Annotated in this window: 18 protein-coding genes; 5 read left to right on the top strand and 13 right to left on the bottom strand. The window is 64.7% G+C overall.

Annotated features, from left to right (window positions below; all coding sequences use genetic code 11):
• Window positions 1-14: 14 nt before the first annotated feature.
• The 9 genes from A4C63_RS24115 to A4C63_RS24075 form a co-directional block, all read right to left on the bottom strand.
• Window positions 15-1,622, bottom strand: coding sequence for a 5-guanidino-2-oxopentanoate decarboxylase (locus A4C63_RS24115; protein WP_063914951.1), 1,608 nt, complete (start codon window positions 1,620-1,622; stop codon window positions 15-17).
• Window positions 1,615-3,732: an acetate--CoA ligase family protein gene (locus A4C63_RS24110; protein ID WP_063914950.1), complete on the bottom strand. Its 2,118-nt coding sequence runs from the start codon at window positions 3,730-3,732 to the stop codon at window positions 1,615-1,617. Before A4C63_RS24110 ends, A4C63_RS24115 begins: the two co-directional genes overlap by 8 nt.
• 17 nt (window positions 3,733-3,749) lie before the next feature.
• A complete protein-coding gene (locus tag A4C63_RS24105; protein WP_063914949.1) occupies window positions 3,750-4,910 on the bottom strand; it encodes an acyl-CoA dehydrogenase family protein in 1,161 nt (386 codons plus the stop codon).
• Window positions 4,911-4,943: 33 nt separating this feature from the next.
• Window positions 4,944-5,735: an enoyl-CoA hydratase/isomerase family protein gene (locus tag A4C63_RS24100; RefSeq protein ID WP_063914948.1), complete on the bottom strand. Its 792-nt coding sequence runs from the start codon at window positions 5,733-5,735 to the stop codon at window positions 4,944-4,946.
• Between the two features lie 431 nt (window positions 5,736-6,166).
• Window positions 6,167-7,573, bottom strand: coding sequence for an amino acid permease (locus A4C63_RS24095; protein WP_063914947.1), 1,407 nt, complete (start codon window positions 7,571-7,573; stop codon window positions 6,167-6,169).
• Window positions 7,574-7,790: 217 nt separating this feature from the next.
• Window positions 7,791-10,043: a hybrid sensor histidine kinase/response regulator gene (locus A4C63_RS24090; protein ID WP_063914946.1), complete on the bottom strand. Its 2,253-nt coding sequence runs from the start codon at window positions 10,041-10,043 to the stop codon at window positions 7,791-7,793.
• Window positions 10,040-10,816 (bottom strand): ABC transporter substrate-binding protein, encoded by a 777-nt coding sequence (locus A4C63_RS24085; protein ID WP_063914945.1) that lies wholly within the window; start codon window positions 10,814-10,816, stop codon window positions 10,040-10,042. Before A4C63_RS24085 ends, A4C63_RS24090 begins: the two co-directional genes overlap by 4 nt.
• Window positions 10,813-11,529, bottom strand: a complete 717-nt coding sequence (locus A4C63_RS24080) for a response regulator (protein WP_012271826.1) — start codon at window positions 11,527-11,529, stop codon at window positions 10,813-10,815. The genes A4C63_RS24085 and A4C63_RS24080 overlap by 4 nt, the downstream gene beginning before the upstream one ends.
• 75 nt (window positions 11,530-11,604) lie before the next feature.
• Window positions 11,605-12,249: a TetR family transcriptional regulator C-terminal domain-containing protein gene (locus A4C63_RS24075; protein ID WP_015270774.1), complete on the bottom strand. Its 645-nt coding sequence runs from the start codon at window positions 12,247-12,249 to the stop codon at window positions 11,605-11,607.
• A gap of 102 nt (window positions 12,250-12,351) precedes the next feature.
• Between A4C63_RS24075 and A4C63_RS24070 the strand changes: the two genes are divergently transcribed.
• Window positions 12,352-13,098, top strand: coding sequence for an enoyl-CoA hydratase (locus A4C63_RS24070; protein ID WP_063914944.1), 747 nt, complete (start codon window positions 12,352-12,354; stop codon window positions 13,096-13,098).
• A 52-nt stretch (window positions 13,099-13,150) separates the two neighbouring features.
• Here the strand turns inward: A4C63_RS24070 and A4C63_RS24065 are convergent, their stop codons facing one another.
• From A4C63_RS24065 to A4C63_RS24055, 3 genes are read right to left on the bottom strand one after another with little or no spacing between them, the layout of a single operon-like run.
• Window positions 13,151-14,206, bottom strand: a complete 1,056-nt coding sequence (locus A4C63_RS24065; protein WP_063914943.1) for a lipocalin-like domain-containing protein — start codon at window positions 14,204-14,206, stop codon at window positions 13,151-13,153.
• The gene (locus A4C63_RS24060) at window positions 14,196-16,658 is read right to left on the bottom strand and encodes an FtsX-like permease family protein (protein ID WP_063914942.1); all 2,463 of its coding nucleotides are present in this window, start codon (window positions 16,656-16,658) and stop codon (window positions 14,196-14,198) included. Before A4C63_RS24060 ends, A4C63_RS24065 begins: the two co-directional genes overlap by 11 nt.
• The gene (locus tag A4C63_RS24055; RefSeq protein WP_063914941.1) at window positions 16,658-17,323 is read right to left on the bottom strand and encodes an ABC transporter ATP-binding protein; all 666 of its coding nucleotides are present in this window, start codon (window positions 17,321-17,323) and stop codon (window positions 16,658-16,660) included. The genes A4C63_RS24060 and A4C63_RS24055 overlap by 1 nt, the downstream gene beginning before the upstream one ends.
• Window positions 17,324-17,667: 344 nt before the next feature.
• Between A4C63_RS24055 and tssG the strand changes: the two genes are divergently transcribed.
• Genes tssG through tssK form a run of 4 tightly spaced genes read left to right on the top strand, consistent with a single transcriptional unit; the run spans window position 17,668 to window position 21,389 of the window.
• Window positions 17,668-18,678: a type VI secretion system baseplate subunit TssG gene (tssG, locus tag A4C63_RS24050; RefSeq protein WP_063914940.1), complete on the top strand. Its 1,011-nt coding sequence runs from the start codon at window positions 17,668-17,670 to the stop codon at window positions 18,676-18,678.
• Window positions 18,675-19,247 (top strand): FHA domain-containing protein, encoded by a 573-nt coding sequence (locus tag A4C63_RS24045; protein WP_063914939.1) that lies wholly within the window; start codon window positions 18,675-18,677, stop codon window positions 19,245-19,247. Before tssG ends, A4C63_RS24045 begins: the two co-directional genes overlap by 4 nt.
• Window positions 19,244-20,026: a type VI secretion system lipoprotein TssJ gene (tssJ, locus tag A4C63_RS24040; RefSeq protein WP_063914938.1), complete on the top strand. Its 783-nt coding sequence runs from the start codon at window positions 19,244-19,246 to the stop codon at window positions 20,024-20,026. The genes A4C63_RS24045 and tssJ overlap by 4 nt, the downstream gene beginning before the upstream one ends.
• 28 nt (window positions 20,027-20,054) lie before the next feature.
• A complete protein-coding gene (gene tssK / locus A4C63_RS24035) occupies window positions 20,055-21,389 on the top strand; it encodes a type VI secretion system baseplate subunit TssK (protein WP_063914937.1) in 1,335 nt (444 codons plus the stop codon).
• Window positions 21,390-21,465: 76 nt separating this feature from the next.
• Here tssK and tssM read toward each other — a convergent pair whose 3' ends face one another.
• Complete coding sequence (gene tssM, locus A4C63_RS24030) at window positions 21,466-24,915, bottom strand: type VI secretion system membrane subunit TssM (RefSeq protein WP_256202974.1); 3,450 nt, start codon at window positions 24,913-24,915, stop codon at window positions 21,466-21,468.
• Between the last annotated feature and the right edge of the window lie 92 nt (window positions 24,916-25,007).

Here is a 25,007-nt window from a genome sequence, read left to right as displayed (position 1 = left end):
GTGGTGTCTGCGGCTTAACAGACGCAGGTGTGTTTAAGTTCGATAAAAGTAACGCCGGGGGTGGCGAAACCGCTGGCCAGATCGGCCTGCAGCGCATCCAGATCACGCGGCTGGCGCACCGTGCAACCGAAGGCACGGGCCAGGCCGATGAAATCCGGGTTGCGCGGCAGTACGCCGACCGGCTCGATATCCAGCCCGAGCATGTCGTCGCGGATCTGGCCAAGGGCGTCATTGTTCCACAACAGCACGACCAGCGGTCGGTCCAGTTCCTCGACCGCCGTGGCCAGTTCCTGGGCGGTGTAGAGGAAGCCGCCGTCGCCTACCAGCACCAGGCCTGGGCGGTGGTCGCTGGCGAACATGCCACCGATGCCGGCCGGCAGGCCGTAGCCGAGGGTGCCATAGCCGGTGGGGTGCAGCCAGCTGCGCGGCGCCCGGCTGGCGAAAGCGTAGTTGCCGGTGTAGGCCAGCTGGGTCATGTCGCTGCTGATGAAGGCGTCGTCGGGCAGCACGGTGGCGATGCGGTCGAGGATTGCCTGGTGCACGGCCTGCAATGGCGCATGCCCGCTGCGAATGGCCTGGCGCAGGTTGGCCACTGCTTCGCTGGCCTGGGCCGGGTCACGGTGCAGCGCTGGCAGGTGTTCGAGCAGGCCGGCCAGGGTTTGCCGGGCATCGCCGTGCAGGGCCATGGCACAGGGGTAGAAGTCGTTGAACTTGCGCGGGTCGATGTCCACGCGCAGTAGCTCGCCGCTGATCGGCAGGCGCTCGCGCCAGAAGTCGGTGTCGGCCATTTCGGTACCCACGGCCAGCACCACGTCGGCCTGGCTGATCAGCTGCCAGCCGGGCTCGACGCACAGGCTGGCACCGGCATTCAGTGGCGCGTCCACTGGCAGCAGGCCCTTGCCGGCCACGCTGGTGAACAATGGTGCTGCCAGCCGGGTGCTCAGCTGCTGCAGCTGCTCGGCCGCGTGCAATGCCCCACCCCCGGCAATGATCATCGGGCGCTTGGCGGCGGCCAGCTTCACGGCAGCCTGGTCGAGGATGTCGCGGCACGGCTGGCCACGCCTGGGGCGGCGCACCACCTCATCGCTCCAGTCACGGCTGACCGGCGCGGCCAGCACGTCCAGCGGCACCGAGATATGCACCGGGCGTGGCCGTTCGCTGTCGAACACAGCCCAGGCGCGGGCGATCAGTTCAGGCAGGTCGTCGCCGCGCAGGGCCACGGCAGAGAAGGCGGTAATCGGCGCGGTCATGGCGCGCTGGTCCTGGGTTTCGTGCAGGCAGCCCCAGCCCTTGCCCAGGCTGGCGGTGTGGTTGACGCTGGAAATCACCAGCATCGGGATGGAGTCGGCATAGGCCTGGCCGATGGCGGTGGCGGCATTGGTCACGCCCGGGCCGGTGATGACGAAGCACACCCCCGGTTTGCCACTGACCCGGGCATAGCCGTCGGCCATGAAGCCGGCGCCCTGCTCGTGGCGGGTCAGTACATGGCGGATGCCGCTGCCCGGCAGCCCACGGTACAGCTCCAGGGTGTGCACGCCAGGGATGCCGAATACCGTTTCCACGCCGTAGTTGGCCAGCAGGCGCACTAACGCCTGGCCGGCAGTCTGGGTGTGCTTATTCATGTCGTTCTCCTTGCGCCTGGCCGAGGCGGATCAGCGCGTCGACCGCGGTGGTGCCATGGGCACCGACCATCAATGGGTTCACATCCAGCTCCAGCAGTTGCCCAGCGTTTTCGCAGGCGTAGTCGGCTACCGCGCGGATAGCCGCAACCAACGCGTCCAGGTCAGCGGCCGGGCGGCCACGGAAGCCTTGCAGCAAGCTGGCGCTGCGCAGGCTGAGCAGCGCGGCGCGGATGGCATTGTCGGTGGTCGGTAGCAACAGGCTGACGCTGTCCTTGAGCAACTCGACCAGCACGCCACCAGCACCGATCACCAGGGCCAGGGCAAAGTCGTGCTCGCGCTTGATACCGACGATCAGTTCCGCCAGCGGCGGCTCGGCCATGGGTTCGAGCAGCACCTGGTCGAACGCTACCTGGGGGGCGTAGGCGGCGATGCGCTGGCGCATCTGCACCAGCGCGATCTCGAGGGCAGCGGCATCGCGCAGGTTCAGCGCCACCGCACCGGCTTCGGTCTTGTGCGGCAACTGCGCGCTGACCGCCTTCAGTACCAGCGGGTAACCGACGCGGGCGGCGTCTGCCACGGCGCGTTCGGGTGTACTCAGCACCCCGGCCGGTACCGGCAGGCCAAAGGCACGCAGGGCTTGCTTGGATTGCCATTCGTCCAACAGGCGGCTCTCGCCCGCGTAAGCCTGTGGGCACAGCGGCACCCGCGTGGCCTCACCCAGCTCCAGCAGCCGCTGGCGGTTGCGCTGGTAGGCGACGATGCGGCCCCAGGCTGCCAGGCCATCCTCCACGCCCTGCAGGGCGGCGATGCCACGTGCATGCAAGCGCTCGCGCGCACAGGCGGGCAACAGTTCCGGGAACGCCGAAGTGACGAAGCCGATCTTGCCGTGGCGTTCCAGCGCATCGCAGTACAGCGCCAGCAGCAGGTCGCATTCCTTGCGTTCGCCGGTGAACGCCGCCGGGTAGTCCAGCACCAGCATGGCCGCGTCGGCAGCGCCGCTCAGGGTGCTGTCGAGCATGCGTTGCAGGGCCGCTGCATCACCCCAGATGGCAGTGGTGAAATCCAGCGGGTTGACCAGGTTGGCATAGGCCGGCAGCACCTCGGCCAACTGCGCTACCTGCCCTTGTTCGAGCTTCGGCAGAACCAGCTGGTTGCGCTCGGCATAGTCGGCGATCAAGCCGGCATCGCCGCCGGAACAGGCCAGGGCGATCAGCTCGCCATTCACCGGCAGGCGGCCACAGGCGGCGGCCTTGAGGGTTTCAACGAAGCTCACCGGGCCACTGACGCGGATCACGCCCAGGCGCTGGAACAGGCTGTCGTACAAGGCATCGGAGCCGGACAACGAGCTGGTGTGGCTGAGCGCCAGTTCGGCGCCAATCTGCGACACGCCGGTCTTCAAGGCAATGATCGGCGTGCCCTGCTGCAACGCCTTGCAGGCGGCCCGGGCGAAGCCGGGCACGTTCTTCAGGCCTTCCAGGTGCAGGCCGATGGCGGTCACCCGGGGGTCGTCGAGCAGCACGTCCATCAGCTCGGCCACGCCCAGTTGTGCCTGATTGCCGACCGAGGCCATATAGGCCACCGGCAGCGAGCGGTCGCTCATGGACAGGTTGTAGGCAAAGTTGCCGCTCTGGGTGAGGATCGCCACGCCCTTCTCCACCTGCTGGCCACCATGGGCCACCGGCCACAGGGCAGCACCGTGCAGGTAGTCGAGCAGGCCGTAGCAGTTGGGGCCGAGCAAGGCCATGTTGCCAGCGGCGGCGAGCAGGCGTTGCTGCAGCTGGCGGCCCTCCTCGCCGCTTTCGGCAAAGCCCGAGGCGTAGCAGATGGCACCGCCGGCGCCGCGTGCGGCCAACTCGGCCACGCACTGCAAGGTCAGCTCACGGTTGGTGGCGATGAACACCGCGTCCGGGGCATAGGGCAAATCGGCCACCCGTGCCACACAGGGGATGCCTTCGAGGCTGTCATGCTGCGGGTTGACCAGCCACAGCTCGCCGCCAAAGCCACCTTCGGCACAGCGCTTGAGCGCCCGCGCCATGCTGCGCCCGCCGACGAAGGCCAGGTGCCGGGGTGCCAGCAGGCGCTTGAGGTTGTCACGAATCGAATGCGACATGGGTGTTCTCCTGGCGCTCAGCGCAGCAGCGGGCGCAGCAGTTCGCGGGCGATGATGTGCCGCTGGATTTCCGAGGTGCCCTCCCAGATGCGCTCGATGCGTGCATTGCGCCAGATGCGCTCGACCGGCCCTTCGTCCATCAGGCCCATGCCGCCGAAGATCTGCACGGCTTCGTCGGCGACCTTGCCCAGCACCTCACTGGCGAAAAGCTTGGCCATGCCGGCCTCGCCGTCGGTCATGCTGCCCTGGTCCATCTTCCAGGCGGTGTGCAGGGTGAGCATTTCCGCAGCGCGAATCTGCGTGGCCATGTCGGCCAGCTTGAACGACACGCCCTGATAGCTGCCGATGGCCTGGCCGAACTGTTTGCGGTCGGCGGCCCATTGCAGCGACAGGTCGAGGGCACGCTGGGCCTGGCCCACGCAGTTGGCGGCGACCATCACCCGGCCGGCGGTGAGCCAGGCGTTGGCCACCTCCCAGCCCTTGCCGACCTCGCCCAGCACCTTGCTGGCCGGTACCCGGCAGTCGTCGAAGAACAGCTCGTAGGTGTGGTAGCCACGGTTGCTCACGCACTTGGGGCCGCGGCGAATGGTCATGCCCGGGGTGCCACGGTCGACCAGCAAGGCGGTTACCGCATTGCGCTTGCGCCCGTTGTGCTCGTAGGTATCGGTGACGGCAAAGACGATGGCGAAATCGGCGTGGCCGGCATGGCTGATGAAGTGCTTGCTGCCGTTGATGACGAAGTCGTCACCCTGGCGCACGGCGCGGGTCTTGATGGCGTTGGCATCGGAGCCGGCGCCCGGCTCGGTGAGGGCGAAGCAGTCGATTTTTTCGCCCTGCACGCACGGCAACAGGTAGTCGTTGACCTGCTCGTCCTTGCAGGCCATGAGGATTTTCGACGGCCGCGCAACGAACACGTGCAAGGCCCAGGACACTTTGGACAGCTCGCGCTCGATCAGCGCCTGTGACAGGTAGTCCAGGCCACCGCCGCCGACTTCCTCGGGCATGTTGAAGGCATAGAACCCGGCGGCGATAGCCTTGCCGCGGATCTGCGCTGCCAGTTCGGGCGACACGGCGTCGGCGCGGTCCACCGCCTCCTCATGGGGCAGCAGCTCCTTGGCGACAAAGCTGCGTACCGCTTCCACCAACATTTCTTGTTCTTGGGTCAGTTGGAAATTCATCTGCGAAGGTCCTGGTGAGGGTCGGTTATCGGGTTACTGGCCGGTGAAACGGGGGGCGCGGCGTTCCACCGAGGCTTGCAGCGCCTCGGCACCGTCCTGGCTGCGGCCGCACAGCAGGCCGGCCTGGCGCTCGGCTTCGAGCTGCTCGGCCAGGGTGCGCCGGGCGCCGTCGCGGATCAGCCGCTTGGTCTGCGCGTAGGCGAAGGTGGGGCCGTTGGCCAGGCGCCCGGCCAGCTCGGCGGCCACGGCAGGCAGTTGCTCGTCGGCGCACACTTCGCTGACCAGCCCGGCCGCCAGGGCACGTTCGGCCCCCCACAGCTCATCGAGGAACAACAGGCGCTTGGCCTGCTCGCTGCCGATCAGTCGTGGCAAGTGCCAGCTGGCGCCGGCATCGGGGCTGTAGCCCATGCTGGTGTAACCGGCCTTGAAGCGCGCCGAGGCCGCGGCGATGCGCAGGTCGCAGCACAGGCTGAGGTCCATGCCACCGCCCACGGCGGTGCCGTTGATGGCAGCGATGGTGGGCTTGTCGAGGCTGTGCAGGCGCAACATCAGGGTGTGGGCAGTTTCGGTCCAGCCGTAGCTTTCCAGGGTGCCCTGGGCTTCGGCCGCGGCCCATTCGGCCAGGTCGGCACCGGCGCAGAAGCTGCGGCCGCTGCCGGTCAGCACCACCACGCGCACGGCCGGGTCGGTGTTGCAGGCTTCCAGCAGGGCGTGCAGTTGCTTGAGGGTGGGGATGTCCAGCGCGTTGCGCTGCTCGGGGCGATTGAGGGTGATCCAGGCAACGCCGGCTTCGACCTTGCTCAGCAGTGACGACGGGGTGGTCATGGGGGCCTCGGTGTTGTTGTGATGGTTTTGGGAGGGCTTGATGAGGGAGATACTAAACGAGTGTTCAACAAGGCGGGATGGGCTGTTACAACTTCGCACAACTCGGTTTTTGTTGTTACGCGGTGCTGTTTTGGCATGGCATTTTCGTTGCCTGGGAGATCGAGCGCCGCCCGCGCGGCGCTTCGCAGCACAAGGCTGCTCCTACATCTGTTTCGGGCCAGTTATTCCTGAGACGAAGGCGCGCGGCCCATTGGCGTCCACCGCGATATCGCGTCGGGCAAACAAGGCGATCGCGTGCGCAGGCACAGGCGTGACTGGCCCGAAACAGATGTAGGAGCAGCCTTGTGCTGCGAAGCGCCGCGCGGGCGGCGCTCGATCTCACAGGCAATAAAAATGTTTCGACGAACACTTACAACCAACGACCCACGGCATCAAACCCCAGGCGCGCTCGGCTCGAAAGCCCCCTGCCGACGGCGGTTGACGAAGAAGTACGCCGCATAGCACAGGGCAATGAAGCCAAAGCCCCAGTACAACGACGGCCGCTGGGTTTCATCCAGCGCCAGGAACACGAACAGCGAACTGCACAGGGTGATGCACAGCAGTGGCACCAGCGGGTACAGCGGCGCCCTGTACTTCAGGTCCTGCAGTTGCCCACCGTCACGCAGGTAGGCCTTGCGGAAGCGGTACTGCGCCAGGGCGATGACGATCCAGGTCACGGTGCCGGACATGCCGCTCACCGCCATCAGCACCATGAACAGGGTGTCGGCAGCAACGAAGCTGGTCATCAGCGAGATCAGCGCAAAGCACAGGGTGATGCTCAGCGCCCGCAACGGCACGCCACGCTTGCTCAGCGGTGACAGGCTTTTCGGCGCCATGCCACTCTTCGACATGGCCCAGAGGATGCGCGTGGAGGCATACAGCCCGGAGTTGCCCACCGAGAGGATGGCGGTGAGGATGACGAAGTTCATCAGGTCGGCGGCAAAGGGAATGCCGACCATGTCGAACACCTGCACGAACGGGCTCTCCATCAACCCGGCCTGCTCGTACGGCACGATGGCCGAGAGCACGGCAATCGCCAGCACGTAGAAGATCAGCACGCGGAACACCACGTTGCGCACGGCCCGTGGGATGCTCTTTTCCGGGTGCTCGGTCTCGCCGGCCGCCACCCCCATGATTTCGCAGCCCTGAAAGGCATAGACCACGGTCATCATCACCGCGAACACCGCCGACAGGCCATGGGGGAACAGCGACTCGCCCACCAGGTTGTCCAGCATCGGTGCCGGCGCCCCGCTGCTCAGCGGGATGGCGCCGAAGATCACCAGCACGCCGATGATGATGAAGCCGAGGATGGTCGCCACCTTGATCCCCGAGAACCAGTACTCCGCCTCACCGAAGGCACGGGTGGCCAGGGCGTTGAGGCCGAACAGCACCACCACGAACAGCGCCGACCAATACCAGATCGGCACCTCCGGGAACCAGCGGGTCATCAGCATGCCAGCCGCGGTGAACTCCAGGCCCACGGTGGTTGCCCAGCTCATCCAGTACACCCAGCCGATCATGAAGCCGGTGGCCGGGCCGATGAACTTGGTGGCGTGAGCCTGGAACGAACCGGACACCGGCATCTGCACCGACAGCTCACCCAGGCAGACCATCACCAGGTACATCAGCAAACCTGCGACCAGGTAGGCCAGGATCGCGCCGACCGGGCCGCCCTGGTTGATGGTCACGCCCGAGCCCATGAACAGCCCGGTGCCGATCACCCCGCCTAGCGACAGCATGAAGATGTGCCGGCTTTTCAGCGCGCGGGTGAGCTGGATCTTTTCGCGGTTGTCAGTCATGGCGCACCTCGCCTTGGCGGCCGGTGCCTGGCCACGCGGGGGTGCCGCGCGGGGTGGTACGAAGGAGGGGCTGAGCGCTACGGCATGTCATTATTCTTGTCTCCAATAAGCCTCATGGACCGCGTGCAACACGGTTGCCATGGATTATTGGAAACGGATGTAAGGTGCCGTTGTACGAACGGATCGAAGATGTAAAAAGTCGTAAGTTTTTTGTACGTCAGCTCTGGATCAGCTGTTCCAGGGTGGCGCGGGCCTGGGCAAGCTCGGTGGCCAACGGCTCGCAGAGCGCTTTCAATGCCTGTTCGTCATGCTGCCGGGCAGCGTCCTCAAGGCGTCGCAGCAGCGCAGCCAGGCCAGAAAAGCCCAGGGAATCGCAACTGCCGGCCAGCCGGTGGGCCAGGTGCAGCACTTCGGTAAAGTCCTGGGCCGGCAGCGCCTCGGCCAACGCCGTGGCGTGCTGCTCCAGCGACTGGCGCAGCACCTTCAACAGGCCTTGCAGCTTCTGTTCACCCAGCAGCGAGCGGTGGGTGTCCAGCAATGACCAGTCCATTGTCGCGTCGACGCCTGCCACCTCAGCGGGCGCCGCTTCGGCCAGCGCCTGGCGCAGGTTGTCCAGCCGCAGGGGCTTGGCCAGCACCCCCTGCATGCCGGCGGCCAGGTAACCCGGCACCTGCCCCGGTTGCACGCCGGCCGTCAGCGCCAGGATCCGGCTGTGGCGGTTCGGCCCGGGGGTGGCACGAATCTGCCGGCACAGTTCCACCCCGCTCATGCCGGGCAGGTGCACGTCGAGCAGGATCAGGTCGAAGCGCCGCTGTGCGCAGGCCAGCAGGGCCTGCCCGGCGTCTTCGGCAAAGCTCACCCGGTGGCCATCGCGCAGCAGCAGCCCGCCGGCCACCTCGCGGTTCAACGCCACGTCCTCGACCACCAGGATATCCAGGCTGGCCAGGGGCGAAGGGGCTGGTGCACTGGCCAGCACTGGCTGCCCGCGAGCCATGTCGAGCTCGAACCAGAAGCAACTGCCCTGCCCTTGCACGCTGTCCAGGCCAATGCTGCCCCCCAGCTTTTCCACCAGGTGCTTGCAGATCGCCAGGCCCAGGCCGGTGCCGCCGTAGCGCCGGGCCACCGCCTCGCTGGCCTGGACGAAGCGGTCGAAGACCCTGGCCTGCACCGCCGGCTCGATGCCGATGCCATTGTCACTGACCGACACCCGCACTCGCTGCGAGCCCTGGTCACTGGCCAGTACCTGCACCGCAAGCCGCACCTGGCCGTGTTCGGTGAACTTGATGGCATTGGCCAGCAGGTTGCTGAGCACCTGGCGCAGGTACTGTTCGGCACCGTGCTGGTACTCGGCCAATTGCTCGTCGATGTCCAGCTGCAGTGCGTCGCCGTTGTCCCTGGCCATGGGTTCGAGCAGTGCCAGCACTTCCTGGCACAACTGGCGTAGCGAGAAACCGACCAGTTCGGCGCGGCTCTCGCCCTCCTCGAGCCGGGCGAAATACAGCACTTCATTGAGAATCGCCAACAGCCCTTCGCCGGCCTTGTACAAGGCCTCGACACGCTGGCGGTCGGCCGCCTCCAGCCGGCCGCCGCGCAGCAGCTCGGCCATGCCGAGAATGCCGTTGAGCGGTGTGCGCAGCTCATGGCTCATGGTCGCCAGGAAGCGTGACTTGGCCAGGTTGGCGGCTTCGGCCTCGTCCTTGGCCCGGGCCAGGCTGGCGGTGCGCCGCTCGACCATGGCCTGCAGCTCGTCGCGCTTGTCCTGCAGCGCCAGGCGGTCGCGCTCGCGGCGCTCGATATCGCTGAGGATGGCGCGGCGCATGTCATCCAGGGCATTGGCCACGGTGTCGATCTCGTCCGGGCGCGTCGACGGGCGGCGCCCCAGGCGCAACGGTTCCTGCCACTGGCCGGCGCCAATACGCCGGGCGAACTCGGCCATCACTTGCAGGTGGCGGGTGACCAGGCGGTAGAACAGCCCCGACAACGCCACCGCCAGGCCACACAGGAACACGCCCATCCACAGCAGGCTGGCCAGGCCCGTGGCATACAGCCGCCGGTGCACCGCGCCCAGGTCGATGCTCACTTCCAGCTCGCCCAGGTGCCTGGCCGGCCCCGAGGGCGGCTGGTAATCGAGGGGGAAGCGTTCGATGCGCAGCGGCCCCTTGGGCTCGGCGGCACCGCGCAGCAGCTGGAAGTCGTCGCTGAGCAGGCGCACCCGGGCGACATCGGAAAAGTCCACCAGGCCGCGCAGTTGCGTATCCAGCTGTGCCTCGTCCAGGTCCCACAGGCTGCGCTCCAGGCTGGCCAGGTAGCCGGCGCGGATCAATGCCATGCGCGCCTCGATATCGCGCATTTCGCGACGGTATTCGAAGTACAGCTGCACCGAGCTGGCCAGCACGGTGAAGCACAGGCTGAACAGCAGGATGAACAGCAGCAGGCGGCGCAGCAGGCCATCGGTGCGCAGGCGGATCATCGGCTGTCTGCCGGCAGGTTGACCATGTCGCGGTAGGTCACTTCGCTCTGCTCCAGCCAGCGCTCGATCTCGCCGGCCTGGTTCATGCGCAGCAGTTGCGCGTCGATTTCGTCCATATGCTGGCTCAGGGGCGATAGCCGTGATACCGCAACGCGCAGGTAGTCCACGCTCAGGGCCGTGGGCAATACACGGATGTCCTGCGCCCCGGGCAGGTTTTCGATGAACAGCTGGCCGGTGCGCCGCTCCTGGATCACGTAGTCGATGCGCCCACGGATCAGCTTGCCGAAGTTCTGCTGGCTGGACGACACCCGTTCGATGTTCTGGTGGCGGGCGACGAAGCGGTCGAACTCGGCGCCGTAGCTTTCGCCGTACAGCAGGCCGCCGCGGTAGCTGGCCAGGTCCTCCAGGCGCTGGAACTGCACCGGCCGCAGGCGGTTGTAGAACACCGCCACTTCCTCGCGCACCACCGGCACCGTGGAAAAGCGCATGCGCTGGTCACGCTGGTCGCTGTTGTAGGCCAGCACCACGTCCACCCGCCCGGCGGCGGCGTCCATCAGGCAGCGCTTCCAGTTGCCCAGCACCACGGTCTGCACCTCATGGCCCATGCGCGCGAACAGCTCTCGCACCACGGTGGGGGCCAGGCCGCGCACCTGGTGGCCATCACTCCAGGAAATCGGCGGGTACACCGGGTAGTCGCAATAGCGCACCGGTTGCCCTGCGCTGGCTTGCACGGCGAACAATGCCAAGACCAGCACCCAGGCGCTGCGGGTCATGCCGCCACGCTGGCGGTGAACAGGTAGCCGGTGCCGTGGATGGTAATGATCAGCTGGGGCTCGGCCGGGTCGTCGTGCAGCTTGCGCCGCAGGCGGCCGACCAGCACATCGATGGAGCGGTCGTTGGGCACCCATTCGCGGTTGCGGATCTGGTCCATCAGCTGGTCGCGGCTCAGGGTGTGGCCGCTATTGCGCAGGAACACACTGAGCAGTTGGAACTCGCCATGGGTCAGCAGGGTTTGCCCGCCACGGGCGTCGATCAGGCGCCGGCGGTCGGTATCCAGCGCCCAGTCGGCGAACTGCTTCAGCGATTGCGCGCAGGCCGGCGCCGGGTGTACCTCGCGGGCATGGCGCACGCGGCGGATCAGGTTCTTGGCACGGGATACCAGCTCGCGAGGGTTGAGCGGTTTGATCACGTAGTCGTCGGCGCCGCATTCCAGGCCGACGATGCGGTCGATGTCGTCGTTGCGCCCCGTGATGAGGATGATGCCCACCTCCGAACGTACCCGCAGCTCGCGGGTCAGGGTGAGGCCATCCTTGCCGGGCAGGCGGATGTCCAGCAACACCAGGTCGACATCCTGGCTGCCGAGCAGGGCTTCGGCCTTTTCCGCGGTGTCGGCGCAGTGCACGTCATAGCCTTCCTGGGACAGATAGGCCTGCAGCAAGTCACGAATAAGCGGATCGTCATCGACGATCAATACCCGAGGCGTCATTGCGTGTCGTCTCTTTTATTATTGGTGTTGTTCTACACACTCGCGACAGCAGCGTACTCGTTACTGAACAGGCGATCAACAGCCCTCCGGCAGGCTGAAGCGGCGCCGGCCACCGGCCTGCAGGCCATCGACCCAGGCCTCGCAGATCAGCACGCCCTGCTCGGGGGTGAAGGTACCGGGGTTGAGCCCCGACTCCAGCCACAGGCCGTCGAGCAAGGCACTCAGGCTGATGGCCGCGAGGTCGGCATCGAAGCCCTGCCAGCCCTCCTCCCCAGCCAGCGTGGCCAGCAGCCCGCTCAGTTCATTGCGGTATTCGCCATAGGAATGGTCATGCACCTGGTTGATCGCATCGGCGGTCTTCACCGCGCCCCAGAACGCCAGCCAGGCGTCGAGCAATTGCGGGTCGAGCAGCTCGGCGCAGAACGAGGCGCGGAAGAACGCCGACAACCGCTCGCGGGCATTGGGCGCGGCCTGGGCCATGGCCTCGCGCAGCAGGCCCATCACCCGGCCGGTGACCGCCATGTAGGCTTCGGCCACCAGTTCATCCTTGCCGGCGTAGTGATGGCTGATCAACCCGACCGAAACCCCGGCCTCGGCCGAAATCTTGCGGATCGACGCGCCCTGGAAGCCATGGCGCTTGAGGCATACCAGGGTCGCCTCGACCAGGTTGGCTTTGCGCAATTCCGGCAGCATGCGGTGGTAGCGGGCTTCCTGGTTCATCGACGGCTCTCGGGCTAGGGGCTGGACTGAACGACTGTACAACAAGCCGGACTGCGTGATAAACCCTTGGCACCGATGCCCACAACAACAAAAGCGGCTGCCATGAACGACCTGATCACACGTGACCTGGACCAGGGCCTGCTGACCCTGGCCTTCAACCGCCCCGACAAGCTCAACGCCTTGAACACTGCCATGTACCAACAGCTGGGCGACCTGCTGCTGGCGGCAGGTGAAGACCCTGATGTCGAAGCCATCATCATCACCGGTGGGCCGCACTGCTTTACTGCCGGCAATGACTTGCGCGACTTCCTCGACAACCCGCCCGCCGACCTGGACAGCCCGGTGTTTCGCCTGATGCGGGTGGTGATGGGCCTGGAGAAGCCGCTGATTGCCGCGGTCAGTGGCGCGGCGATAGGTATTGGTGCCACCTTGCTGTTGCATTGCGACCAGGTACTGGTCAGCCGTACGACCAAGCTGCGCGTCCCCTTCGCGCCGTTGGGGGTATGCCCGGAGTTCGGCTCCAGCCTGCTGCTGCCGCGCCTGCTTGGCCATACCCGAGCGGCTCGCCTGCTGCTGGCAAACGAGTTGCTCGACGGCGAACGGATGGTGGCGTGGGGGTTGGCCAATGAACTGCATGAAGACGGCGAACAGTGCCTGGCCGCTGCCCGTCGTCTGGCGCGGCAACTGCAAGGCTACCCACAGGCGGCGCTGCGCATCAGCAAGCGGCTGCTCAAGGACAGCCAACGGGCCGAACTGGAGGCGACAGTGGCGCGGGAAAGCCGGTTGTTCATCGAGTGCCTGCGCACTGAAGAAGCACGGGCGGTGCTGCGGGGATTGATCAAGGACTGACTGGGTTGACGCTGTCTCTTGTGGGACCGCGTCATGGATGGGCTATGAGATGTTAATAGCCGGTCATCTCCAGATACCCACGCCCACCCGCACTCCCGCTCAAGCGCACCGGCCCCTCCCAATACGGGAACCGCGTCTCCATCCAGGCCTGCGGCTCCACCGCCTCGACCTGCACATCCACCCCATGCCCCGGTACCTGCACCCGCCATCGCGTCGGCACTTGCTTGCCGTTCTTCTGCCGGGCCCAGGCCAGCGCCTGCAACTGGATCTGCGCCCCCTGCAGCGCCACCACCTCACCCTGCGGGCCAACCCAGGTCCCGGCGCGATAGGCCTCCCCCTGCACCTCGCGCACCTGGAACAGCATCAGCCTGGCACCACTGCCCAGGTGCAGCGAAAACCAGTCCCACCCCGTCTGCCCGGCAGCCAGCGGCTGGCTGCTCCATTCCCGGTCCAGCCAGGCCTGGCCGGTGACAGCGATGCACTGGCCGTCACGCTGCACTTCCCCGCTCACCCGATAAAACGGCTGACTGTAATAGTACGAAGCCTGCCCCTTGCCGGACTTCTCGCTGTAACCCTGCTCCCCGTGCAGCACCAAGGGCCGATCACTGTGCAGTTGCAGGTCATAGCGAAAGCCTTCACCACCGGCAACCATTTGCAGATCCTCGATGCCACTGCTGCCCTGCAACGACCAGTCATTGATCCACGCCCGGAACGGCCGGGCCTGCACGCCCGCCTGGCCGATCCCCCCACGCGCCAGGGTTTCGGCAGACTGATGAGCGCCCGGCCCGGTCAGCGCCGCGTGCCCCATCCACAGGTTCGGGCTGTTCCAGCCGGCAGTCTCGGGGCCGGGGCGCAGGGCCGAGCGAAACAGCGTCCACTGCGCGCCCCAGTCCCGCCCTTGGGCGTCCTGGAGGTTGGCGGTGACATACCACCACTCGATGCGAAAGCCATCGTGGGCACCGTGGTCACGCGGAAATTCCAGGCGATGGCCGCGGCTAACCTGGCTGAATTCGCCCGCCTGCTGCCCAAGCCCGGCATAGCTTTGCTCGGCCGGCTGATCACAGCCGCCCAGCAACCCACACAGCAACAGCCAGGCGTTACGTTTCATCGGCAAACGGCCTCAACAGTTCACGCGGCTGGCGACGCGCCAGCTGCCACAGTGGCCAGGCGCAGGCCAACAGGCTGGTAAGCAGGCCCAGCACAGCCAGTTGCAGCAGTTGCGCAGGGAACACGTAAAGCGGCAAACGCCAACCGAATGCCTGCACGTTCACCACCGCGACCAGGCACCAGGCCAGCAGGATGCCCAGCGGGATCGCCAGCAGCACGGTAAGGCTGCTCAGCAGCAATGTCTGCCCAAGGCTTAGCCACGCCAGATGCGTGCGCCGCACGCCCAACGCCCACAGCGGCGCCAACTGGCCCAGACGGGTCTGGCCCAGGGTCAGCAGGTTGATGAACAGCGCTACACCAGCCACGCCAAGGGTAAGGCTGTTGAGCGCGGCGGTGGCGGCGAAGGTGCGGTTGAACACGTCGGTCGACCAGCGTTTGAGACGCGCCTGCTCGACCACGCGGCTGTCATCCAGGGCAAAGCGCTGTTGCAAGGCGGCCTTGAGCGCCGACACCTGCTCGGCCGCCAGATCGACACTCAACCCGGTCAGGGTTGCCTGCGGCCAGTGCCCGCGCAGCCAGCCGGCATTGACCAGTACATGCCCTTTGGCGTTGCCGTAATCGGCGTAGATCCCCACAACGCTCAGGGCTGGCGAAGTGTCTGCGGGTAGCCTCAGGTGATCGCCCAGTTGCAGCTTCAGTCGCCTGGCCAGCTGTTCACTGAGCATCACCGCCTGCCCACTGGCCAGTTGCTGCCAGGCCTGTTCTTGCTGCGCCAACAATGGCCAGCGTGTGCGATAGACGGGATGATCGACGATGCCCTGAACCTGCACCGGCCAGCCCTGCAGCTGCGTTTCCACACGCCAGCCGGGTAATACCACACCAACTGGAGGCTGCTGCCCGAGCCACTCGGCTATCTGCAAGCCCTGGGCGGTGTCCCTTGGGCTGACATACAGGTCGGCGGACAGGCGCAGGTCAAGCCAGCCGACAAAGGTCTTGCGAAAGCCCTCGGTCATGCTGCCCACGCCGACACTGGCGGCCAGCGCCAGCAACAGTGCCATCAACGCCAGGCTCAGGGCCGGCAGTTGCTGGCGGCTGTCGGCGACGAACCATTGCGACAAAGGCCGCCGGCAACGGCGCGCCAACCAGGCCAGCACCCGGTCGAGCAAGGCCGGCAGCAGCAGCGCCGCCGCCAACAGCAAGCCTGCCAGCAGGCCGAACGCGCTGGGCAAGCTGTCGCCCAGCACGCCACAGCCCAGTGCCAGCAACAGCAACAGGCCGGCCACCAGGGCCTGACGCCGCAACCACGGCCCCTGCGCCAACCGCCACGCCTGAGGTTGCGCCAGCGCCAGCAACGGTAACCGAGCCGCACGCATTACGCTGCCCAAGCCCGCCAGCAGTGCCCCCAGTACGCTCACCAGCACGCCCATCAGCCACCACCCTGCGGGCAGGCTCAGCGTCCCGGCGACCTGGGCGCCATACAGGCCGCGCAAGCTGGCGGCCACATCGGGCAACAACCACGCGGCCAGCCCGTAACCACTGGCCACGCCGGCCAGACCGCCCAGCACCGCGAACAGCCCCAGTTCCAGCACCAAGGCGCACAGCAGAGTTTGCAGGCCGATGCCACAGGCGCGCAGGTTGCGGATCAGGCCGCGCCGCTGTTCCAGTGCCAAACCGATTGCGGCATGGGCAATGAACAGGCCGACGACGAACGCCAGCAGGCCGAGGGCGGTCAGGTTGAGGTGGAAACTGTCGGTCAGCCGCTGCAAACCGCCATCATCCTGCTGGGGTTGCAGCTCAAGGTAAGGCGCGATATCCGCCGGTAACGGCCCCGGCGTGGCGGCCACCAGCAAGCGCGACAACTGCCCGGGTGCGTGCAGCAACGCCTGGGCGTGGCCGATATCGACCACGATCACCCCCGGCGCCAGCGCTGGTTGCAGAACCAACGGCGGCAGCAGTTGCCCTTCGCTGTCACGGACTGACGCCCCGGGGCCTGAATTCAGCTGACGCAAGGTGTCTGGCCCAACCCAGGCTTGCCCGGGCATGCCGATGAAGGCTTGCAGATCGAACGTTCGAGGTTGCACACCGGCGATGCTGCTGGCCGGCGGCAGGCTCAACGGCTCGATGCCGACCAACCGCACGCTGCGCCCCGGCTCACCGGGCAAGCGCAAGCGCCCTTCCAGTACCGGCATTACCGCCCAGCCCAGCCTGCGCAACTGCACATACAGCGCCTGGTCGAAGCGCTCGCCACGGCGTGGCACCAGTTGCGCCTGCAGCGGCCCGGCCAGCACCGCGCTGGCCCGGGCATAGTCGCTGCGTGCCTGGCTGTTCAGCGCCTGCACGCCAGTCCACAGCGCCGTGGCCAGCCACAGGCCGGTGAAGATGCTGAAAAACTGCACGCGATGGCGCCGCCAGTGGCTGAGCAGTGCCAACAAGGCCAGCGATAGAAGTCTCATCAGTCCTGCTCAGGCCGCACACGGCCGGCCTGCAGGTAACAACGCTGCTGCAAGCGCGCCGCCAGCCGCGGGCTGTGGGTCACCATCAGCAGCCCACTGCCCGCCTCGGCGACCAGTTGCAACAGCAGGCTCAACACCTCATCGCTGCTGGCTTCGTCGAGGCTGCCGGTGGGTTCGTCGGCCAGCAACCAGGCCGGGCGCCCGGCCAGGGCGCGGCCGATGGCGACCCGCTGTTGCTGGCCGCCAGACAGTTGCTCCGGGTAACGCGCCAGCAAATCCGCCAAACCCAGGCGCTGCGCCAGGTAGGCCAGCCAAAGGGGATCATGCCGACCGGCCAGCCGGGCCTGGAACGCAAGATTGGCCCCTACGTCCAGGCTGCTGATCAGGTTGTACTGCTGGAACACCAGGCCAATGCCCTCCCGCCGCCACAGCGCCAGCGACGCCTCGGAACGGCTGTCGAGCGGGGTGTTGTCGATCAGGATGCGGCCACTGTCGGCACGGTCCAGGCCGGCCACCAGGTGCAGCAAGGTGCTCTTGCCGCTGCCCGACTCACCCATCAGCGCCAGGCTGCTGCCGCGTGCCAGGCGCAGGTCGACGCCTTGCAGCACCGGAAGCGGGCCTTGGGGGGTGGGGAATGATTTGTGCAGTTGCTCGATGACCAGCATCGAAGGACCTTGGTGGGTTCAAGTGTTTTCTTAGGAATAGCAGGTTCATGCCGACTTGGGCGAACACTCGTCATTTTCCTCGCTAAAGCAATTGCCAGCCTCATTCGAAAAGCGATTTCCAACTTTACGCTCTGAAATACCTGTTAATTCCACGAACCTGAATCCCTTACAAAAAAGTCAATAAAAACAACCCAAAACCAATAAAAAAGAGAAACCTCCTACAGACGACTCCTTTATTTATTCGATATTAACTTTTAGACAAGAAAACAATGACCTCAATCAAAAACCATCGACTACGATCAGCATTCACTTCGCCCCCGTAATTTACGGCAAGAGGCTCAGCCATGGAAAAACCAGAAGTGCAGCACACCGCTGGCCAGGTCGATATCGCTTTGGAGAGCGCCCACCAGTACGCCTATTTCCAGCTACTGGAATTGCTGTATCACGTACACGACGACGATCTGGAGCAGCGTCCACTTTCTCGAGAGACGCGACGCCGATTACGGCTGGAAGTTTCCCCCAGCCTGTCTTTCCCTGTTGCCGACGTGCTGCGTGCCGATCGCTTGAAGGACGACCGCTACCGCATCCAGGCAAGCTTTCTGGGCCTGCATGGCACTGACTCGCCACTGCCCACCTACTACCTCGACGAAATCGCCTACGAAAACGCCCACGGCATCGGTTTACGCCCGGCGTTCTTCAATTTTTTCAACCATCGCCTGCATACCCTGCTCCATCAAGGATGGCGTAAATACCGCTACTACCTGCGCTTCCAGCCGGGCGCGAAGGACGGTTTCTCCCGCTATGTCTTCGCCCTGATCGGCCTGGACGACTCAGCGCTGCGCGGTGCCACCCCGCTCCCTTGGAGCCGGTTGCTCAGTTTCGTGGGCATGATCGCCAGCCGCAGCCGCTCCCCCAGCATGGTAGCCGGCATGATCGCGCATTGCTTCGACCTCCAGCAGGTTGCCATCCGCGAATTCGAAAAGCGCACCGTGTCGATTCCCACCTACCAGCGCAACTGCCTGGGGGCCAGCAACTGCCAACTCGGCGACAACTTCCTGGTTGGCGATAGCATCGAGTCACGCAGCAGCAAGTTCACCATTGTGATCGCAGGCCTCGATCAGCAGCAGTTCCGCGAATTCCTGCCCAGCGGTGACAACTACCAGAGGCTGGCGCGGCTGGTGGATTTTCTGCTCCGCGATGTCGGGGCCTATGACCTGGAGTTACGCATGCGTGCCGAGGAAGCCCCGCCCTTCAGCCTGAGGGCCGAGCATGGCACCCACCTGGGTTGGACAAGCTTCATCGCCAACCGCAGTGACCCTACGCCTCCACCTGTTCGCATCATGGTACGCGCATGAGTACAAATGTTCTCTCCCCCGGCATCACCCTCTCCGTCCTCAACCCGGAAAAGCTGTTGCACGGCAGCGAACCGCGGCATCGCTTCGATCGGGCTGGCGGCTCCATCGGCAGTCAAGGCGACTGGCGCCTGCATGATCGCGGGGCTCGTATCTTCCCGGTGCACTGCGAGATCGGCTGGCATGAAGGCCATTTCTGCATCATTGACCACAGCGGCAAGAGTTTCATGAATGGCAATGACACCGAGCTGCTGTCGGGTACGCCTATCCGCCTCAGGCACAACGACAGACTGCAGATGGGTGACTATCAGATCGCCATACACCTGCTCAGCGAGGACGAGAAGGAGCCGGAGCAGCATGCCAGCAGAAACCCGCTCTCGGAGCTGCGGGTTACGCCGCAGATGTGCCCGCTTCAGGTACTCGGCGCACCGACTACGGACTTGTCGGGACCTCTTCGGCCCGCAGCGCCTGGGCCTGTGGATGAGCTTGATCCGTTGGCCTATCTGGACAGGGCCGCACAAGCCCGGGTTGACCCGGCCATAGTCGAAATCTTCGGCAAGGAGGTGCAATGAACAAGCCTGTCGGGTTGTTACTGGCCTGCCTGGCGCTCAGTGGCTGTACCTCGATCAGCAGGATGTACCAGGTGGCGATGGATCCGTCTCTGCCTATCGGCGGCCCCAACAATGACATCAGCCATCTGGCGCTAAGCCTCTACGCCGCAGACCCGCCTGCGCCTGTCAGCCTCAAGCTGACAGATTCAGGCGCACAAGTACCGCTGCATGGCCACCCACAACAGCTGGCGGCCAACCTCAGCGCCACAAATCCTGTCGAGCTGACTGACAAGCTGAGCTCACTGGCGGAGCAGTTGCACCACAACTACCCCGCTTCTGTCGAGGGCGAACAAGCCATCTACGGGGCGAAGGCGCCTGCGGCATTGGCCAGTTACGCAACGCCCCAGGCTGGTTTGCCTCAGGAGCTTGACCTGCGACCACAATACCAAGCCCCGTCATCCATCGCTTTCAAGGTTCTTCAACTCCGGGACGATTCGCTGTTGCTGGATGCCACTTATGAGCAAGTCGAAGTAGATCTGGATAGCGCGCTGGGCACCACGCTGATCAGCGTCGATGACTACCGTCTGACCCCAGGCCAGTTCAAGTTCATCGAACACGAAGAAATCAACGAGCGCACCCGCTACATCGCGGTCGTTGCTCGCCTGGGCGATAACCCGCAGGGCCGCTGGAAAGATGCAGTACGCATCCAGACACGCGGTTACAACCATACCGTACACGTCCACTTCGAGAACAACGCCGTAGAACTCAGGCACGACAGTGAATACCGCCGTGACAAATGATCCCGCCCAATGAAAAAGGAACATACCTATGAGCTCACGCAACGCCGTACTGTGGAAAGAAGGCCTGTTCGTCAAACCACAACACTTCCAGCAGATGGCCTTTGCCGCCGAATCGGCACTGCAACAGCGCGTCTCCAGCCTGAACGATGCGTTCTACGGTTTCAGCGAACTCGAACTGAATGCCGAATACCTGAGCTTCGGCAAGATCGCGATCACCCGCGCCCGCGGGGTGATGCCTGATGGCACAGTCTTCGACATTCCCGGTGACATGCCGCCACCCGCCCCACTGGAAGTCCCCCAAGGCGCCGCGAACAAGGTCGTGTACCTCGCCCTGCCCCTGCACGCACCCGGTGCGCCGGAGGTGCGCTGGCCCGATAGCGACGTTGATGGCCGCTTCATTGCCAGGGGTGTTCCGATCATGGACAACCACGGCGGCAGCGGCGACTCGATGATTCTGGATGTCGCCATACCGAATTTGCAGATCACGCTCCAGGGAGAAGACAACAGCGCCTACAGCTGCCTGGCGCTGGCCAAAGTGCTGGACAGACGGCCTGATGGGAGCGTGATGCTCGAGCAGCGTTTCTATCCCACCAGCGTCTCGCTCAAGGCAGCACCGGCCCTACTGGGCTTTCTTGAAGAAGCCTCGCAACTGATGCGCGAGCGTGCGCGTAATCTCGCGCAGCGGATCTGCTCACCTGGCCAGTCCGGTATCGCCGACGCCACCGATTTCGCCCTGCTGCAGGTAATGAACCGGCTGCACCCTTATTTCCATCACTTGGCACGCCGCCGCAACGTGCACCCCGAACAGTTGCATATCGCCTTGGGCCAGGCCTGTGGCGAACTGGCGACCTTTACCGACGATGGCAGGCTAGCGCAGGACTACCCTGCCTACCAACATGACAACCTGACCGGCTCGTTCCATATGCTGGAAGAAACCCTGCGCCGGTCACTGAGCACCATCCTGCAGCCTCGAGCCGTGTCGTTGCCTATACAGGAGCAGCAGTACGGTGTGCTGACAGCAACATTGCATGAGCGCAAACTGCTCGAGGATGCTACCTTCATCCTGGCCGTGCGGGCCGACCTGCCGGGCGAAGATCTGCGCAAGAGGTTCCAGCAACAGGGCAAGGTCACCTCCATCGAACAATTGCCCCAGTTCGTACAACTGCAGATGCCCGGTATACCGCTGATCCCGCAACTGGTAACACCTCGCTACCTGCCTTATCACTCCGGTTTCATCTACTTCGAGCTGGACCGCCAGCACGAATCCTGGCAGAAACTTAAGAATGCGAGTGGCTTCGGGTTCCATATCGCAGGGGAATTCCCGAACCTGCAGATGCAGTTCTGGGCTATCAGGCCGGACTGAAGCACCGGAACAACCCAATAAAGAATCCCGATCCAGGCCTTTGGTATCGGGATTTTTGTGTGGCCTGCGCTATGCCCTATCGCTCTGCCACTTCGTTGGCCATGCTGTCACGCAACAACCGCTGCGGCAGGGCGAAACCTGCAAAGAGCTGGCGGGTGAAGGGGTTGTTTGCGCCCGTGGCGTGAACCTTGTAGCGCGCCATGTCGCCGGCAATCATGAAGCCAAGATCGATACTGGTGGATGTACGGGCATTCAGCCCACCGCGACTGAGTAGACGGTAGAACGACCAAGGGCCGTGATAGCCCAGGCTGACAGTGGTACCCGCAACCTGTACCAGGGTGACACGGCTATGCCCGCTCTCCCCGGCAGGGCCTGGCCAGGTCATGCCGACCGGCTCCTTGCCCCGGTCCGCAAAAGCATGCAGTTGCCCATCCAGATCGAAGACACTGCCGCGCAATCCGCCGCTGATCGCCAGAGGCTCCAGGCCAAAGCTGACGTTCAGCTCGCCGCGATTGTCGAAAAACGCGTTGCGGATGGCTTCAGCCCGCCTGAGCTGCACCATGACTTCAGGGCGGACCAGGTAACCTTCATCCGCACGGGAGTACAGTGCATTGAGGTTGTCTTCGAGAAACACCGTAAGGTATTGGTCCTGGAAGCGCTTGAGCTGGCCTTGCGGACCAAAGAAGGCTTCAAAATCCTTGAGTGAAACATCCGGCCCGGCCGGGTCGATGGGATAGCGTGAGGCCAGTCGCTCCTGGTAGACGCTGTAAACCTCCGCATCCCAGCGCTGCTCCAGTTCCCGCAACGCCATGACCATCAGCACCTGCGAAGTCTGATCCGCCAGCTGGCGAACATGGCGGTTGAGGGGCTCCGGCAAGCCTGTGGCAATGCGCTGAAGATTGCGAATGGGGTCGGGCGCCGTTTCCGAGAAACGGCTCAACGCCACCGCCAGGGCAGCCTTGCCCCGGTCAGGGTTGTCCTGCACCGCCTTCACGTAGTCATGCACAGCGCTGATCGCCTGCAACGTTTCGTCATAGTAGGACGGTTTGTCACCCCGCACGTCGAGCATCCCGGAAAGCCCCGCGAAAGATCGATAGATCCCCATGGCCTGCATGCGGACTTGCTGATCGGCTGGCGATTGCTTCTCGCTGTCCGCGGCTTGCGGATAGATCAGCGTATTGCTGCGCACGGTTTCCAGCAGTCGGCGTATCGGCGCAGCCGGGCCGCTGACCTGTTCCAGAACGCCCAAGGCACGCGTAAGATCGCTGAATTCGGCAACCGAAAACTGGTTCAGCACACGCCGCCAACTATCGATGTAATCTGCACTGTACAGGGCTCGCAGACGCTCCGTCAGGGCCTGGCGGTCCATGTCGGAGTAGTCGAGGCTACGCCGCTCCCCTAGCACCCATTGGTCGATCAGGGCGAGGTCGGCCACGTTCTGGCTATGCGGGTCGAAATAGTCGCGAAAGCCAGTCGCCGTCAGTAAAGGTGGCAGGGATAAATTGCTATCGACGGCCGCTTGGTGATCGCGCTCGGCCAGTGGCATATAGACAATATCGAACGCTGGGCCGATCTCGTTGCGCAAATCCAGCTCACCGTGCAATTGCTCCTGAGCCTGTTGCCTCAAGCTGATGTAGACACGCTGGGCCAGCGGCAGCTTGCGCAACTGCTGCTGTGCTTCGGCAACGACTTTCCGATACTCAGGCAGCTCGACATCTGCATAGGCCAAGGCGTACCTGAGGTGGCGCATCAGCGCAGCCTGCAGTTGGCCTTGGCCCGGATATGCCCTTTGCCACTCACGAGCCATCCACTGCTCGACCAGCTCTACCCGGCGATTACCGCGATCCTCGATCATGCGGTACACACGCAATGCCGCCAATTGCTCGTCGCTACCGGGGGCAGCTTGCTTGATAGACGCGGCCACGCCGCCCGCAATCACCGGTAGAAAGCGTCGGGCCAGGGCATTCAGGTACGCCTGGTCCACTTGCGGACCAATGGCTTTGCCCTGGTACAGCCCCATATCCGTGAACACGGTCCAACCAGAGCGATAATCGCCGTACAGGCTCACGGCATCACGGATCTCATCCAACGGCAGCAGCAGGCTGCGCCCGGTCAAATCATCCTTGGCGTCCGTGCTGGTGTTGGTAAACGCAAGGCTTTTCTCCAGTACCTGCTCCGCCTTGTCGCGGTTGACGCTGTAGAAGTACGCCCAACCACCAGCCATGGCCAATCCGCACACACTCGCCGCCACAGCACCGCCCTGCAACAGACGGCCCTTGCGCCGGGCGACCTTGCGGTTGTCGCCCGCCAGGCCGGCCTCGGGGTAGACCACGCGTTGCAACAGCCGCTGCGCGAAATACACCACGGAAGTGCCTTGCGGCTTGGTCGATAGCGCCGGTGCGGCGAAGGCAAAGGCACGGGCAGAAGCATCCGCGAGCAGGTTGCGCACTTCGCCTCGCTGGTAGACCGAGGAAAAGTACAGGCCACGCACCAGGGGTGGGGTGCTGTAGCGGTCACTGCCCAGTACATCATCGAGGAAACTCAGCAACATCTCCTGCGCCCCACTCAGTTCCCTGAGCAGCGAGCAGGCGCTCTTGCGCGTGGTGCCAGGCGCTGCGACGGCAGCGCCCATCAGTTGCCTGCCGAGGCGCCCAACGAAGCTCTGGTAGGCTTTCTCCAGCTCCTCCAGCCAGGCATCGAAGTCCTTTACCGAACCCAGCGTGAAGGTAAAGCCCTGCACCTCTTCCCGCTCTCGGGCCGGAAGCGTGGCGAACAGCTCCTCGAAACCATCCAGCAAGTCGAACTTGCTCATCACCACGTAAAGCGGCAAGCGCGTACCCAATTCACCGCCCAGCTCCGTCAGACGCGCACGCAGCACGAATGCCAGGTCTCGTCGCGCCTTCGCCGATCGCCCGAACAGGTTGACCATATCCACGAGCAAGACCACGCCGTTGAGTGGCCGTCGGCTGCGGTTCTGGGCGAGCCAGCCAATCATGTGCCGCCACAGGCGTCGCTCGACGCCCGCCGGCAGGCTTGTGGGCTCGGCCGGTTCTCTCCCCTTCAGTGCAGCCTCCTGCACTGCTACCGGCGCCTTGCCGTCGCCCTCCTCCTCAGCCACTGTCGACGGCTTGATGGGCTCAGCCCCCCACGCCGGGCGCTCAGGCTGGCTGATGAATTCGCCCGGCGGATCGATCAGCACCGCGTCGTCACCGACCCACCAATCGATGCCAAAAGCCAGATCCGTACTGGCCCGCTGGGTGGCGCCATGCTCGGTGCGGATGAGTGCAAAACGCTGTTCCGAACGGCTGACGAAGCTCGACTTGCCCGCATTTTCTTCGCCGAGGATGAGGTACCACGGCACATCGTAGCGGTGCCCGCGCCCACCTTGGCTATCGCGCAATCGGGCCAGGTTGCTGTCGAGGGAGCGCTGCTGGGCCTGCAGATACACCAGGCACGGGTCTTCTACCTCATGCCGCTGCCGTTGCTGTTCGCGTACGATCAAGCGGTTGCGCTGGTGCAACCGCACCAACGCACTGCCGCCATGAACAAATCTTCATTTTGCTGGCGAGCGCCCTGATTGCGGGCGTGGCAGCCCTCTTCGCTTCTGCTGCCGCAGGC

The sequence above is a fragment of the Pseudomonas sp. p21 genome (assembly GCF_001642705.1).
Lineage (GTDB): Bacteria > Pseudomonadota > Gammaproteobacteria > Pseudomonadales > Pseudomonadaceae > Aquipseudomonas.
The sequence above is the reverse complement of the archived record's forward strand: the minus strand, read 5'-3'. Positions and strand labels throughout refer to the sequence as shown.

Bases quoted from the DNA above. Each gene is read 5' to 3' on its own strand.
- A4C63_RS24115 (WP_063914951.1), bottom strand. From the start codon at position 1,622: ATGAATAAGCACACCCAGACTGCCGGCCAGGCGTTAGTGCGCCTGCTG.
- A4C63_RS24110 (WP_063914950.1), bottom strand. From the start codon at position 3,732: ATGTCGCATTCGATTCGTGACAACCTCAAGCGCCTGCTGGCACCCCGG.
- A4C63_RS24105 (WP_063914949.1), bottom strand. From the start codon at position 4,910: ATGAATTTCCAACTGACCCAAGAACAAGAAATGTTGGTGGAAGCGGTA.
- A4C63_RS24100 (WP_063914948.1), bottom strand. From the start codon at position 5,735: ATGACCACCCCGTCGTCACTGCTGAGCAAGGTCGAAGCCGGCGTTGCC.
- A4C63_RS24095 (WP_063914947.1), bottom strand. From the start codon at position 7,573: ATGACTGACAACCGCGAAAAGATCCAGCTCACCCGCGCGCTGAAAAGC.
- A4C63_RS24090 (WP_063914946.1), bottom strand. From the start codon at position 10,043: ATGATCCGCCTGCGCACCGATGGCCTGCTGCGCCGCCTGCTGCTGTTC.
- A4C63_RS24085 (WP_063914945.1), bottom strand. From the start codon at position 10,816: ATGACCCGCAGCGCCTGGGTGCTGGTCTTGGCATTGTTCGCCGTGCAA.
- A4C63_RS24080 (WP_012271826.1), bottom strand. From the start codon at position 11,529: ATGACGCCTCGGGTATTGATCGTCGATGACGATCCGCTTATTCGTGAC.
- A4C63_RS24075 (WP_015270774.1), bottom strand. From the start codon at position 12,249: ATGAACCAGGAAGCCCGCTACCACCGCATGCTGCCGGAATTGCGCAAA.
- A4C63_RS24070 (WP_063914944.1), top strand. From the start codon at position 12,352: ATGAACGACCTGATCACACGTGACCTGGACCAGGGCCTGCTGACCCTG.
- A4C63_RS24065 (WP_063914943.1), bottom strand. From the start codon at position 14,206: ATGAAACGTAACGCCTGGCTGTTGCTGTGTGGGTTGCTGGGCGGCTGT.
- A4C63_RS24060 (WP_063914942.1), bottom strand. From the start codon at position 16,658: ATGAGACTTCTATCGCTGGCCTTGTTGGCACTGCTCAGCCACTGGCGG.
- A4C63_RS24055 (WP_063914941.1), bottom strand. From the start codon at position 17,323: ATGCTGGTCATCGAGCAACTGCACAAATCATTCCCCACCCCCCAAGGC.
- tssG (WP_063914940.1), top strand. From the start codon at position 17,668: ATGGAAAAACCAGAAGTGCAGCACACCGCTGGCCAGGTCGATATCGCT.
- A4C63_RS24045 (WP_063914939.1), top strand. From the start codon at position 18,675: ATGAGTACAAATGTTCTCTCCCCCGGCATCACCCTCTCCGTCCTCAAC.
- tssJ (WP_063914938.1), top strand. From the start codon at position 19,244: ATGAACAAGCCTGTCGGGTTGTTACTGGCCTGCCTGGCGCTCAGTGGC.
- tssK (WP_063914937.1), top strand. From the start codon at position 20,055: ATGAGCTCACGCAACGCCGTACTGTGGAAAGAAGGCCTGTTCGTCAAA.